The 12,171-nt window shown below is 39.5% G+C and carries 17 protein-coding genes and 2 pseudogenes; 10 read left to right on the forward strand and 9 right to left on the reverse strand.

What is annotated here, in order from left to right:
- Positions 1–38: 38 nt before the first annotated feature.
- Positions 39–1,142: a hypothetical protein gene (locus WDM69_RS00350; protein WP_338755449.1), complete on the reverse strand. Its 1,104-nt coding sequence runs from the start codon at positions 1,140–1,142 to the stop codon at positions 39–41.
- An 83-nt stretch (positions 1,143–1,225) separates the two neighbouring features.
- On the opposite strand from WDM69_RS00350, the pseudogene WDM69_RS00355 reads away from it, so the two are divergent.
- From WDM69_RS00355 to WDM69_RS00375, 5 genes and pseudogenes are all read left to right on the forward strand, one after another.
- A pseudogene (locus WDM69_RS00355) lies at positions 1,226–1,459 on the forward strand (divalent metal cation transporter); the annotation flags it as partial.
- Positions 1,460–1,503: 44 nt separating this feature from the next.
- Positions 1,504–1,849, forward strand: a pseudogene (locus WDM69_RS00360) (Fe/S-dependent 2-methylisocitrate dehydratase AcnD); the annotation flags it as partial.
- A gap of 149 nt (positions 1,850–1,998) precedes the next feature.
- Complete coding sequence (locus WDM69_RS00365; protein WP_338755450.1) at positions 1,999–2,628, forward strand: ApaLI family restriction endonuclease; 630 nt, start codon at positions 1,999–2,001, stop codon at positions 2,626–2,628.
- Positions 2,618–3,793, forward strand: a complete 1,176-nt coding sequence (locus WDM69_RS00370; RefSeq protein WP_338755451.1) for a DNA-methyltransferase — start codon at positions 2,618–2,620, stop codon at positions 3,791–3,793. Before WDM69_RS00365 ends, WDM69_RS00370 begins: the two co-directional genes overlap by 11 nt.
- A 173-nt stretch (positions 3,794–3,966) precedes the next feature.
- The gene (locus tag WDM69_RS00375) at positions 3,967–4,767 is read left to right on the forward strand and encodes a cation diffusion facilitator family transporter (protein WP_338755452.1); all 801 of its coding nucleotides are present in this window, start codon (positions 3,967–3,969) and stop codon (positions 4,765–4,767) included.
- A 35-nt stretch (positions 4,768–4,802) separates the two neighbouring features.
- On the opposite strand, the gene WDM69_RS00380 is transcribed toward WDM69_RS00375, so the two are convergent.
- From WDM69_RS00380 to rpmI, 8 genes are all read right to left on the reverse strand, one after another.
- Positions 4,803–5,183 (reverse strand): DNA methyltransferase, encoded by a 381-nt coding sequence (locus tag WDM69_RS00380; RefSeq protein ID WP_338755453.1) that lies wholly within the window; start codon positions 5,181–5,183, stop codon positions 4,803–4,805.
- Position 5,184: 1 nt separating this feature from the next.
- On the reverse strand, positions 5,185–5,859 hold the full coding sequence (locus WDM69_RS00385) for a restriction endonuclease subunit M (RefSeq protein ID WP_338755454.1): 675 nt from the start codon (positions 5,857–5,859) through the stop codon (positions 5,185–5,187).
- Between the two features lie 76 nt (positions 5,860–5,935).
- Entirely contained in the window at positions 5,936–6,178 is a 243-nt protein-coding gene (locus WDM69_RS00390; protein ID WP_338755455.1) for a hypothetical protein, read from the reverse strand.
- A gap of 104 nt (positions 6,179–6,282) precedes the next feature.
- Positions 6,283–6,864: a transcription antitermination factor NusB gene (gene nusB / locus WDM69_RS00395; RefSeq protein ID WP_338755456.1), complete on the reverse strand. Its 582-nt coding sequence runs from the start codon at positions 6,862–6,864 to the stop codon at positions 6,283–6,285.
- A 152-nt stretch (positions 6,865–7,016) separates the two neighbouring features.
- On the reverse strand, positions 7,017–7,538 hold the full coding sequence (gene ribE / locus WDM69_RS00400) for a 6,7-dimethyl-8-ribityllumazine synthase (RefSeq protein ID WP_338755457.1): 522 nt from the start codon (positions 7,536–7,538) through the stop codon (positions 7,017–7,019).
- Positions 7,498–7,620 carry a hypothetical protein gene (locus WDM69_RS00405; protein WP_338755458.1) on the reverse strand — a complete coding sequence of 41 codons (123 nt, stop codon included), beginning with the start codon at positions 7,618–7,620 and terminating at the stop codon, positions 7,498–7,500. Before WDM69_RS00405 ends, ribE begins: the two co-directional genes overlap by 41 nt.
- A 61-nt stretch (positions 7,621–7,681) precedes the next feature.
- Positions 7,682–8,038, reverse strand: a complete 357-nt coding sequence (gene rplT / locus WDM69_RS00410; RefSeq protein WP_078307729.1) for a 50S ribosomal protein L20 — start codon at positions 8,036–8,038, stop codon at positions 7,682–7,684.
- Between the two features lie 54 nt (positions 8,039–8,092).
- Positions 8,093–8,290, reverse strand: a complete 198-nt coding sequence (rpmI, locus tag WDM69_RS00415; RefSeq protein ID WP_078307728.1) for a 50S ribosomal protein L35 — start codon at positions 8,288–8,290, stop codon at positions 8,093–8,095.
- 638 nt (positions 8,291–8,928) lie between these two features.
- Here rpmI and WDM69_RS00420 point away from each other — a divergent pair.
- The 5 genes from WDM69_RS00420 to tatC all read left to right on the forward strand — a co-directional run bounded on the left by WDM69_RS00420 (position 8,929) and on the right by tatC (position 12,152).
- Positions 8,929–9,372, forward strand: coding sequence for an acyl-CoA thioesterase (locus WDM69_RS00420; protein WP_338755459.1), 444 nt, complete (start codon positions 8,929–8,931; stop codon positions 9,370–9,372).
- Between the two features lie 32 nt (positions 9,373–9,404).
- Positions 9,405–10,301 carry a phosphoribosyl-AMP cyclohydrolase gene (hisI, locus tag WDM69_RS00425; RefSeq protein ID WP_338755460.1) on the forward strand — a complete coding sequence of 299 codons (897 nt, stop codon included), beginning with the start codon at positions 9,405–9,407 and terminating at the stop codon, positions 10,299–10,301.
- A 111-nt stretch (positions 10,302–10,412) separates the two neighbouring features.
- Positions 10,413–10,664 (forward strand): Sec-independent protein translocase subunit TatA, encoded by a 252-nt coding sequence (gene tatA, locus WDM69_RS00430; RefSeq protein WP_338755461.1) that lies wholly within the window; start codon positions 10,413–10,415, stop codon positions 10,662–10,664.
- 52 nt (positions 10,665–10,716) lie between these two features.
- Positions 10,717–11,292, forward strand: coding sequence for a Sec-independent protein translocase protein TatB (tatB, locus tag WDM69_RS00435; protein ID WP_338755462.1), 576 nt, complete (start codon positions 10,717–10,719; stop codon positions 11,290–11,292).
- A 146-nt stretch (positions 11,293–11,438) separates the two neighbouring features.
- Positions 11,439–12,152: a twin-arginine translocase subunit TatC gene (tatC, locus tag WDM69_RS00440; RefSeq protein ID WP_240494918.1), complete on the forward strand. Its 714-nt coding sequence runs from the start codon at positions 11,439–11,441 to the stop codon at positions 12,150–12,152.
- Positions 12,153–12,171: the final 19 nt, after the last annotated feature.

Genomic DNA, 12,171 nt, shown 5'->3' on the forward strand with positions numbered 1-12,171 from the left:
AGATGCTTAATTTGCCATTCTTGCCTTATCTTTATGCCTTACCATTGTCGTTTGATTTGGGTATTATACAACCCCACATAACCCTCCTTTTTATCAATCCCTGCATATTCAAGACTGGCATCTTCATAGCGTTTAAACTTATACACCGCATCATTCATCACCGCTTCATCAAACACATTCAATGACACAAGCAAAGAAAAATCCGCCTGCGTAAGCCCTGTTACTCGGGTAAACAGCTCAGGTTCAAGCACCGTAATCACATCTTTTAAACTGTGTTCTCGATAATCTGATAAATACATAAAAATTGGAATGCGTGTGGCAAATTTAATTAGTTTTTCCTTAATTTCTTGGCGTTTGGATTTCTTATCCTTTTCTTCATTGGTTAATTTTTTAAGCTCTTTCTTTTCATCATCAGATAATTCATTTTCTTTGGCTTTTTGCTTAATGGCTTTAATGCGTTCAGAGCGATTGATGACGATTTGAATTTCATCATTTAGGTTGCGAAAACTTTCTAATTTTTCCAATGCTTGTAAGGCTTCTTTATTATTCATTAAATTGGTTAATGTCAAATCATCAACATTCACCAATAACGCACTTTGCCAGCGTCTTGCCAACAGCGTGGCGGTTGTACCGCTCATCGCCATATCCAACAATAATTTGGCATCCACCTGTTGCATGGCACTGCCGTCATAGGCAAGCACGGGCAAAAAGGCAATGAATTCGGCAACTTTACTCTCTGGATTGCCCTCTTTTGGGTTTAGTTGATGGGCATAATCAGCGATTTGGCGTAAGGCACGATTGGGGGCAAAGTCAAAAATATAACATTGATTTTTAATCACAGTTACCCCATCATCGCCTTGCACTGTCCAAGGCGTTTGCACCCGAAATCCTGCCTGAAAATAAGTCTCAGGGCTGGTACAATTTTTGAGCATAAAAATCCCCGTCCACGCAGGCACGCTAACGCCCGTCGTCAGCTTACTGCAAGATAGGGTGATGGTTTTTGTCTGTAAAGGATTATTGCCAATGGCATCATTAACAGGGGCTAACGCCTTATCGCTCATGCCTGCCTGATTGCCTGCCGCCACAATGATTGTGTAGTCATGATAAAATTTATTATTGGGGGCTTTTAATAAATTTGCCATGGCATAACAACTGGCAACATTTGGCAAAAACCAAAGTGTGTGCAATAAACTGTTTAATAAATTATCATCACTAAATGGCATGATTTGGTGGATTTATTGTCATTGCTTTTTTTACAGGTCAGCTTGGCAATATGCTCAAATTTGCCATGAGTTCTGCATTTGTGTCTGCGCCTGTTTTTGCGTGGCTAAACTACTCTTTGGTACGCTCAGAACAAAAGCTGTCATCTGGCATTCAAGCGTTGTCAATCATCGGTTTTATGTTTTTGCTTGGATTTGCTTTGTTATATGTTGCCAATACCATGGGCATTTTTGGCTAGCAAGCAAATAAACTAAAAATAAAAAAAGCAGAGCTGATGATTAAGGCTCAAGCCGAGATTGGGCAGCCAAAGGCGTGCGATTGGCTGGCGTGGAAGTGATTGTTACCAAAGGTTTTGAACGCATTCACAGAACCAACCTTGTGGGCATGGGCGTGTTGCCATTGTTAATTTATGGGTGGCAAAAATCGTCATACGCTAAAATTAGACGGTATTTATGGCGTAAAAGGCGACATTAGCCCCCATTGTGAATTGACGCTAACCATTGAACGCACCAATGGCACGATTGATAAAGTGCCTGTAACTTGCCGACTAGACAGCGACGCCGAAGTCAAGACTTATAAAGCAGGCGGGGTGTTACAGCAGTTTGCAGGGGAGTTTTTGGCTGGCTAGAAGCTGGCAACCGATATCAAAGCAAGGCAATTTGTGGTAAAATTATCTTGCCTTAAAGTTTTAATACAACTTCTATTTTACTGACTTGAGATAAAATCGGTTATTCTATATTACAATCATTCTTTCATATCTTGAACGAGATAAACTATATGCTTTTGTTAAATGAAATTAGAGAATTAGCCCTTAATTATGAGCTCAAACTTAAATCTCAAATAAATCTAAGGGTTCAGGAGATGGAGCAAGATGATACAAGCCATTATTTAATTTATGAAGTTTTGGGTATTCCATATAATGAAGGAAAATTGATTGATATTTATCAAAATAAAGGTCGTTTTTTATACAAATATGCTGGTGCATTTTTAGAAGAAGCATCTTTAATGTGTATCAAGCATAAATTTCCAGACTCTAGCAAAGTAAAAATACCTAATACTATAGGTCAAAGACCAAAAACTTTTGAAATAGATGCTTTAGTAAATAATCATTATGCAATCGAAATTAAATGGAGGGACGCAACAACCGATGGTGATCATATCACCAAAGAGCATACCAGATTGAAAGCCATTCATAATGCTGGTTATATTCCTGTGCGACTCATGTTTTACTATCCAAATAGAACTCAGGCTCAAAGAATACAAGAAACATTAGAAACTTTATATAAAGCTTTAGGAGGTCAATACTATTACTCTGACTCTGCATGGGATTTTATATATAATTTTACAGGTATTAATTTATTATTAATACTACAAAATCTTGCTCAAGAGAAAAGAAATGCTAAATAAAATTTTTCATGGAGATTGTGTAAATATCCTAGGTAAACTTGACCTAGAATCAGTGGATTTAATATATTTAGATCCACCTTTTTTTACAGGTAAAGTGTTTAATGGCACAAAACCAAAAACACAAAACTATACTTTTGATGATACTTGGCTAAATGACTCTGAATATGCTAATTTCCTTTATGTTAGATTAAGTAATTGTTTTAATTTATTAAAAAATACAGGATCTATTATTGTTCACTGTGATAGAAACAGTGTTCATATTATTAGATTTATTTTGGATCAGATATTTGGTAAAGATAATTTTCAATCAGAGATTATTTGGTCTTATAAAAGGTGGAGCAACTCTAAAAAAGGCTTATTAAATCAACATCAAAACCTTTTATTCTATTCAAAAACCGATAAATTTAAGTGGAATCCCCAGTTTGTGGATTACAGTCCTAGTACAAATATAGATCAAATTTTCCAGAAAAGACAGAAAGATCAATTGGGAAAATCTATTTATGCTCAAGACGCCAGTGGAAATATCCTGTATGGTAATTCTAAGAAAGGCGTTCCTCTTGGAGATGTTTGGGAAATCCCTTATCTAAATCCAAAAGCAAAAGAAAGAACGGGATACCCAACACAAAAGCCTCTAATATTACTTGAAAGAATTATAAAATTACTAACAGATGAAAGTGATGTAGTCTTAGATCCATTTTGTGGAAGTGGAACAACTTTAGTAGCCTCCAAGATTTTAAATAGAAAATACATAGGTGTGGATATTTCTCTAGAGGCTGTAAAATTAAGTAGGGAAAGACTAAATAATCCCATAAAAACAGATTCTTCATTAATGAAAAAAGGCTATAAATCATACAGTAATGATAATGAATGGATAACTGGACACCTTTTAGGTCTTGACTTTATAAGAATACATAGAAATAGCGGCTTCGATGCTACCTTAAAACAAGAATTGGATGGGAAAGTAGTATTTATTAAAGTTCAAGATAAAAATGAATCTCTTGAAGATAGTTATTTAAAAATGAAAAAATCATTAAGTAAAAAACCTAATAGCATAGGTATATTAATTCAAACAAAAAGTGATATTTTTAACACTTTCTTTGAAGGGCATAATATAAAGATTATTAAAAGTAGTCTATCCCAAATTACTGATATAACATTAACTTAAGGAACAAAACTATGCAAATGCAAACCCCAACCCCAGCCACCTACATGCGTGGCGGTACTTCCAAAAGTAAATTTTAACCTAATCAATTTACTCAAACCATCCAAAAATTACCAAGCAGCAATATAAACACAGATTTATTTGAGCCAACCTGATCAAAACAAGGCACTAAATAGATGAAAAAGACCATTTTTAATATTGCCAAAATGGACTGCCCGTCCGAAGAGCAGCTCATTCGCATGCGTTTAAAAGATGTGTCTGATATTTATGAATTACAGTTTGATATTGCTGGGCGGTGCTTAACCGTCTATCACGATAATCAAGATACAACGATTTTACAAGTACTTGAACCGCTTAATTTTGATAGTCATATCATTTCCACCGAAGTGATTGTTGATAAGATAGTGTTTAACAAGCCTGATGAGCGCTTAGAAAAAAGATTATTATATCAAGTGCTCATGATTAACTTTGTGTTTTTTATCATAGAGTGTTTGGTTGGTATTTTTGCTAATTCTATGGGGCTGATTGCTGATAGTCTAGATATGCTGGCGGACAGCTTTGTCTATATATTGGCGCTATCAGCCATTGGTATGACGCTGGCGTATAAAAAACGTGTGGCATTTTTGGCGGGGATAACGCAGATAATATTGGCGTTATTTGGGGTGATAGAAGTGATTAGGCGTTTTATCGGTGCTGAGCAGCTGCCCAATTATCAACTGATGATTGGCACGGCATTTTTGGCATTGATTGCAAACTGGCTGTGCTTATATCTACTGAGCAAAAATCAAAATAAAGAAATCCATATCAAAGCCAGCATGATTTTTACATCCAATGACATTATCATCAATATCGGTGTGATAGCGGCGGGAGCATTGACGTTATTGACTCATTCTAGCTATCCTGATTTAATCATTGGCATGATTATCTTTGTCATTGTACTATTTGGTGCCAGAAATATTTTAAAATTGGCAAAATAATTCATTTCACCAGCAAAGGAGTTTTTATGCAAACATCAGTCAAAGCCACCTACATACGTGGCAGTACTTCCAAAAACTTGATTTTTTAAAATGTGGTTAATGCGAGTTTGTTTATCTGGTATTTGATTTTTTAAGCCTTTATCCAAGCGTTTGACAATTTCACGCAAAAATACCCCAGATTTACACACAGGGTCTAAGAATGTCGCCTTTGGATTTGACCAAATCTCAGACGGCAATAAATCCAGCATTTGATTGGCAAGTTTTGGCGATGTGAAAACCTCATCATTAGACAGACTGGATAAACAGTCCAATACATCGGGGTTATAGCCCAATTCAAATAGTGATAATTGACCTTGTTGAATGGCATCTAGGTCTTTTGTGATGTTGTTGTCTATTTGTAAGTTGCCACTGTCCATGTTATTGCTCGCTTAATTTTAGATAATGAATGGGCGGATAATCTTGAATGTGTTTGGGAATAAATCCTTGATTATCGGTCAATTGGTTGTTGGTTTTTTCTACTAAGTTTTCATAGACATAATCACGCCTTTGGATAAGCGTGTCGCTGATGAGCTTCCATTCGCTAAATATGATGGGGCGATGATTGAAATCTGTGAGCGTTAACGCATTGCCACCCACGATATTTTTTGATAATAAAAACTTTGCCGTGTCAATAACAGCAGGGTCTGTTTGTTTAAAATGGCTTTGGTAATGGTCTAGGAATAAATCCAGCAATCGGTGACGGCACTCATCACAATTATCCGCCAAAAGCTCAATGCCATAAATTGATGATATGGCACAAATGGTGTGTTTTTCATAAGGAAATTGGGCATATTTGGGGGATTTTTTGCTTTTGTTGATTTGGGAGAGTCTTAGGGCGGTCGCAAGTTTTCGCCTTAAAATTTCTGCCAAAAAATTACCTGTGCCACAGGCAGGCTCTAAAAAAGTGCTGGTGATTTGCTCGGTTTGGATTTTGACCAAATCAAGCATGGCATGAACCTCACGCTCGGCGGTAAATACTTCGCCAAAATCGGCAACTCGTTTTTTGGATTTGATTTGTTGCTTGTCATCTTGTGCTTTGGCGGCATCAGTCATTTTTCACCGCCTTTTGGACACAGTTTAGAGACGAAAAAAGCCCACATAAAAGCAGGCTTTGGTAGAAAAAGAAAAATTAGGGCGTTAAGGGGTTGACAAGTTGTGTCATGTGCAGATAATCGTTGACGCTTGACGCTTGACGCTTGACGCTTGACGCTTGACGCTTGACGCTTGACGCTTGACGCTTGACGCTTGACGCTTGACGCTTGACGCTTGACGCTTGACGCTTGACGCTTGACGCTTGACGCTTGACGCTTGACGCTTGACGCTTGACGCTTGACGCTTGACGCTTAAGACGGTTTAAAAATACGGTAAACATGTGATGACTGGTTGATGATTTTTGCCAATATGTGTGGCTATTTTAGCACAAATTTTAACTTGGCATGTTGTTTTGGGGCGTATGGCATGTCCTATCTTGATGTTTTACAATGAGTGTTCATTTTTGGTTTTTTGTTTATCAGCTTGTACTTCTGGCTGACGCAAATTTTTGGCAATCTTATCCATGACGGCATTGATGAGCTTATGAGCATCGGTTGCCCCAAAATGGACATTGAGCTTCATTGCTTCATCTAACACCACTTTATAGGGGATATGCAGGCTATGTTTAAGCTCATAAGTGCCAATGAGTAAAATGGCGTGTTCGATGATGTCAAGTTTGGATAACTCTCTGTCAAGTTGGCTGACAATCAGGGCTTCTAATTCATCAATTTGGGCAGGGATATCACGCATCAGTTGATGATAGTAGCCCAAATGTACGGTGTGCATGGCATTATCAGCACGAGTACGGGCAGCGATGGCATGTGGTGGGTTGGATTGCCAGTTATGTTGACCCATTTGGGCAAAACGGCGGTCAGTCATCAGCCATTCATATAAGCCTTGCAAGGCAAAGCGTCTTGCCTTGCGTACGGCGGTGTGGGTGGTTTTGTAGGTGATGGTTTGGCTGTTGTTATCGTTGTTATCGCTTGGCTCAATGTTTGTTTGAGCGTTGTATTTATCTTTGGGCATGGAATATTGGCGTCTTTAATCTTTAGTGAATTGATGATACTTTTGTAATATTTGCGGTTGCTGTCAATGATACTTTAGTGATGCTTAGATAAGTTTGGGGCGATTTCTTGTATGGATTGCCCTTATGATTGTTTTGATGGCACAAATATGGCTTAGGTGTTTGTATCATCAGCAGATAAATCGTCTAACTGACTTAATACCGACACCATCTCAAGAGCGGTCATGGCGGCTTCTGAGCCTTTGTTGCCTGCTTTTGTGCCAGCTCGCTCAATGGCTTGTTCAATGCTGTTGGTGGTTAATACCCCATTCACCACAGGGATATCATAGTCAGTTGCCACACCACCCAAACCTTTTGCTGATTCGCCTGCCACATAATCAAAGTGGGGTGTGCTACCACGAATGACCGCACCAAGAGCGATGATGGCATCAAAGTGGTCAGATTCCGCCATGCGTTGGGCAGTGATGGGTAACTCAAATGCCCCTGGCACACGCACCACGGTGATGTTGTCGCCAACCACGCCATGACGCAATAAGGTGTCAATCGCTCCGTCTACCAAGGATTCAACGATATAACCGTTAAAACGACCAACCACAATGCCGATACGGGTGTTGTGATTGTGGTGTAGCTGACCGTCAATGTGGGTGATGTTGGCTTTGTGTTGAGATAGGTTCATGATGTCGTCCTAATGTATCAATGTGCGTGGCATCAATGTGCGTGGCATCAATGTGCGTGGCATCAATGTGCCAAAAAGCCATATGCCAAAAAGCCATTAAGTACGCTTAATGGCTTTTTTGTGTCATGTGTTTTTGGCACTCATCATGCCAAGGCCTGTTTTGCCTGCTCAGTTAAAGCAGTGAATGCTTTGGCATCATGCATGGCAATGTCAGCCAACACACGGCGGTCAATCTCAATATTGGCACGCTTTAAGCCGTTGATAAAGCGATTGTAGCTTAAGCCATTTTGACGAGCACCTGCGTTAATACGAGCAATCCACAAACGGCGGAATGAACGCTTTTTATTACGGCGGTCACGATACGCATATTGACCAGCTTTAGTAACTGCCTGTACCGCCACACGATACACACGAGAGCGTGCCCCATAATAGCCTTTGGCACGATTTAAGATTTTTTTATGACGGCGATTTGCTTGTACACCACGTTTTACACGAGCCATGATGCTCTCCTATATTATTATGTAATCAAAAAATTGCGAAAAAAAAAGACAGATTTAGATGTATGGACACATGCGGCGGATAGATGCTTCATCTGACTTGTGTACCATTGTTAATCCACGCAATTGACGAATACGCTTAGGAGATTTTTTGGTTAGAATATGACGCTTAAACGCTTGTTTACGCTTAAAGCCAGTGGCGGTTTTTTTAAAACGCTTAGCAGCACCACGTTTGGTTTTTAATTTAACTTTCATAAGAAGACCTCTTAATCACACAATGCTTGATTTTACAATGACATTGCCTTGATAAAATACCTGTTTGTCATACAGCGGGTTCACTTAATGAGTGAACACCCAATGAGTTTGGGTTTAACAGTCAAAAACTTTTAACAGCCTAAAGATTTTTTAACAGCCTAAAGGCTAAGCTGTTTTAACGCTGTCTTTGAGTTGTCTTAAAGCATGACTGAAAATTGCCATATGCCTTGAGGTGGGAGATGAGATTTTAGCAAATTGGTTCTTTTTTGGCAATGATTATATTTGGCAATGATTAGCAAAGGTTTTTATCAAAGGTTTTTATCAAACGTTTTCTTGACTGTTTTTTGTCATGTCATGGTTGTGTCATGTCATTGTCCAAACGGTCAGTATGGATAAGTAGGATTGTATGCCTGTACACCAAGTGATTTTTGCTGGATTTTTTGTGATTTTCTATACAACTTTTGCCATGATGCTGATATGATACAAAGGTTTACTTTTACAAAAAATGACATGATGGCGATGATGAAATAATACATTCTATAAAATGTCTTCTATAAAGATACGATATTAAAAACACCTTATGCTTTACCTTGTTAAAGACATCATCAATGAAAATAAGTAAGATTAAGGAGCTTATCTTGGCAACGCAAGAAATCACGCTAAATGAAAGCATGTTTGTGTTTGAGACCGTCATGCGTGTCCGCTATACTGAGATTGATGTTGGACAGTTTTTGACCATGGAAGCCATGTGTGCCTTGCTGACTGAAGCAAAAGCACGCTACTTTTATTCGCAAGGCATCAAGGACGTGAATGCCAATTATCAAGGTCCCATCATGACGGATTTACAAATCAATTTCCCCACACGCATTAAGGCCAGGGAAGAGTTATTATTTGAAGTGGGTATCGATGGCATCAATCAGCATACTGCCAATATGATTTTTAAGGTCAGTCGCATGTATGATGGCTCTTTGGTTGCTAAGGCTCAAGCCAATATTGTTAACTTTGATTATCGCAAAAATCAAATGACCACATTTGATGATGAACTGATGCAAGCTTTGTATCATGAGCCCTTTGAAATTTGATAAACTCGATTTGATAAATTAAGGTAACTGCCATGTCTGCTGTCATTTCTTCTGCCGATTGGCTAGATGCCCCACAGTACAATGCTGATGGACTGATACCAGCCATTGCTCAAGACCACGCCAGTGGACGCATTTTGATGATGGCTTGGATGAATAAAGAAGCGTTAAAGCTCACTGCACAAACCAACACAGCGGTGTATTTTTCTCGTTCTCGTGGTCAGTTGTGGCATAAGGGCGAAACGTCAGGGCATACCCAAATTGTTCATGAAATCCGCCTAGATTGTGATGCTGATGTCATTGTATTAATGGTAACGCAGTTAGGGGGCATCGCTTGCCATACAGGACGAGCGTCTTGTTTTTATCAGCGATTAGACACCCAAAGTCCCACCCCAACTTGGCAGACGATTGATGCTGTTTTAAAACCCCCGCATGATATTTATGGCAACAACAATCATAATGACGATAATCTTCACAACAACAATCACAACGACAATCACAACGACAATCAACACACTTCTTCTGCCACATTTAACAGCCAGCCAGCCACCATATTGATTGAGTTGGATAAACAACTACACGCTCGTAAAACTGCCGATGCCGATGATTCATACGTTGCCAGTTTGTATGCCAAAGGCATCAATAAAATCTTAGAAAAAGTGGGCGAAGAAGCCACCGAAACCCTGATAGCTGCCAAAGATTATGCACATCACTTATCACAAACAAACACAACAAACCGCTTGGATAAACCAACCAATGCGTCACAAGTGATTATAAAAAATGATTTGATTTATGAAATTGCTGACTTATGGTTTCATACAATGGTCATGTTGGCGTGGTTTAATATGGACTCAAGCCATGTATTGAAAGAGTTGGCAAGGCGGTTTGGTTTGTCTGGATTGACAGAAAAAGCCAATCGTAACAACAACTAAGCGTCTTTTGGTCAATGTTGGTCAAGACAAGAGATGGCATTTGACCTTTATTGGCATCATTTTTGTGGCTTGTGCCAAAACAAAAATAAGCAAACATATAAGGAACATGACATGGGCGGCAGTTTTTCTATTATCCATTGGATTATTTTATTGGTGGTGGTGGTGGTGGTGTTTGGTACTGCCAAGCTTAAAAATTTTGGTAAAGATGTGGGTGGTGCGGTCAGAGATTTTAAAAATGCGGTCAGAGACGATGAAAAAGAACAGCGTGTCCAACAAAACCGTGTGTTAGACCATGAAGCATTAGACCATAAAAAAAGCACACCTGCTGACCAGCGTGTTTATCAAGATGAGCAACAAGGTTGATTGGGTTTAGGGTTGATTGGGTTTTTGACTTTTTGGTTTTTGATGCGATGCGATGATGTTTGATATTGGTTTTTCTGAACTGCTGATTTTCTCAGCGTTGGCTTTGATTATTTTAGGGCCAGAGAAGTTGCCACAGGCGGCACGTACGGCAGGGCAATGGTATGCCAAATTTCGCCGTACTGTTGCCAATTTACAACATGATATTGAAACTGAGCTGGATTTGGCAGAAACTCGCAAACAGCTACAAGCAGAGCTGGCAAAAATTCGCCAAACTGAAGCACAAATGCAACAACAAATGCAAGCGTTGCATGGTAACCTACAACAGATGCAACAACAAGCAGCCCAAAATAAAACCACGTATTTACCAGCAAATGTTAGCCAGATGGCTAATGTGCCATTGGCAGGGCGTTGGTTTGTGATTGGTGATGCAGAAAAAATGCGTCGCCTACCGCCTGCACCCAGATTGCCCAATTTACGTGCTGACCCCTTACTTAATCAAGTCCTGTTGACAAATCAGTCATCACTTGTCGACCAAAACCATCTCAATAAAAACCATCTTAATAAAAATCATCTCAATCAAGATAAGCCCAACCAAAATAACATCAACCAAAATGACCCTAAAAAATAAATCATTTAAGCCCAATTCGCATGAACGCAGACCATCAGTCCAAAGACTCACAAAAATCGGACACCCCCAGCCCTGCTACCGATGACAGCACCACCTTGTCCACCCAGCAGTCTCAACAAAGCAATGTGCCAGAGACGTTAAGCGACATGCCCATTACCGAACATCTGATTGAGCTACGTGGTCGTTTGATTAAGATTTTTGGGGGCGTGTTGCTGATTTTTTTATTATTGGTTGGGTTTGCTCGAGAGTTGTATGCGTTGTTTTCAAGTCCTTTGGTGGCGTTATTACCTGCTGGTTCGTCCATGATTGCCACTGATATAACCACGCCTTTTATGACACCCATCAGATTGACGTTATTTTTGGCGGTATTTTTGGCAATGCCGATGATTTTATATCAAATTTGGGCGTTTGTTGCCCCTGGCTTGTATAAGCACGAAAAGAAAATTGCCGTTCCTGTTTTGCTGTCATCGGTGGTGTTGTTTTATGCAGGGGTGGCGTTTGCTTATTATGTGGTGCTGACAGGGGTGCTAAGGTTTTTTATTCTGTTTGCACCTGATAATGTATTACCGATGACCGATATTGACAGTTATTTAAGTTTTGCCATGAAGCTGTTTTTGGTGTTTGGGGCGACGTTTGAAATACCTGTGTTAACGTTGCTGTTGGTGTTGGCAGGGGTGGTATCTACCAAGTCGCTGGCGGATAAGCGTCGTTATATCATTGTTGGTTGTTTTGCGGTTTCGGCTGTGGTAACACCGCCTGATGGTCTGTCGATGTTGTTGCTTGCCATTCCCATGTGGTGGTTGTTTGAGTTAGGATTGGTGTTGGCAAATGTGTTGCTGACCCAAAAAAGCAGCCGTTAGATTGCTTATGCTGATGTTT

Origin of the sequence: Lwoffella lincolnii (assembly GCF_037201985.1) — a bacterium.
Lineage (GTDB): Bacteria > Pseudomonadota > Gammaproteobacteria > Pseudomonadales > Moraxellaceae > Psychrobacter > Psychrobacter lincolnii.

Bases quoted from the DNA above. Each gene is read 5' to 3' on its own strand.
- tatA (WP_338755461.1), top strand. From the start codon at position 10,413: ATGGGCGGCAGTTTTTCTATTATCCATTGGATTATTTTATTGGTGGTG.
- hisI (WP_338755460.1), top strand. From the start codon at position 9,405: ATGTCTGCTGTCATTTCTTCTGCCGATTGGCTAGATGCCCCACAGTAC.
- WDM69_RS00405 (WP_338755458.1), bottom strand. From the start codon at position 7,620: ATGGCTTTTTGGCACATTGATGCCACGCACATTGATGCCACGCACATT.
- tatC (WP_240494918.1), top strand. From the start codon at position 11,439: ATGCCCATTACCGAACATCTGATTGAGCTACGTGGTCGTTTGATTAAG.
- WDM69_RS00370 (WP_338755451.1), top strand. From the start codon at position 2,618: ATGCTAAATAAAATTTTTCATGGAGATTGTGTAAATATCCTAGGTAAA.
- WDM69_RS00375 (WP_338755452.1), top strand. From the start codon at position 3,967: ATGAAAAAGACCATTTTTAATATTGCCAAAATGGACTGCCCGTCCGAA.
- ribE (WP_338755457.1), bottom strand. From the start codon at position 7,538: ATGAACCTATCTCAACACAAAGCCAACATCACCCACATTGACGGTCAG.
- WDM69_RS00350 (WP_338755449.1), bottom strand. From the start codon at position 1,142: ATGGCAAATTTATTAAAAGCCCCCAATAATAAATTTTATCATGACTAC.
- rplT (WP_078307729.1), bottom strand. From the start codon at position 8,038: ATGGCTCGTGTAAAACGTGGTGTACAAGCAAATCGCCGTCATAAAAAA.
- tatB (WP_338755462.1), top strand. From the start codon at position 10,717: ATGATGTTTGATATTGGTTTTTCTGAACTGCTGATTTTCTCAGCGTTG.
- rpmI (WP_078307728.1), bottom strand. From the start codon at position 8,290: ATGAAAGTTAAATTAAAAACCAAACGTGGTGCTGCTAAGCGTTTTAAA.
- WDM69_RS00390 (WP_338755455.1), bottom strand. From the start codon at position 6,178: ATGTTTACCGTATTTTTAAACCGTCTTAAGCGTCAAGCGTCAAGCGTC.
- WDM69_RS00380 (WP_338755453.1), bottom strand. From the start codon at position 5,183: ATGGACAGTGGCAACTTACAAATAGACAACAACATCACAAAAGACCTA.
- WDM69_RS00365 (WP_338755450.1), top strand. From the start codon at position 1,999: ATGCTTTTGTTAAATGAAATTAGAGAATTAGCCCTTAATTATGAGCTC.
- WDM69_RS00385 (WP_338755454.1), bottom strand. From the start codon at position 5,859: ATGACTGATGCCGCCAAAGCACAAGATGACAAGCAACAAATCAAATCC.
- nusB (WP_338755456.1), bottom strand. From the start codon at position 6,864: ATGCCCAAAGATAAATACAACGCTCAAACAAACATTGAGCCAAGCGAT.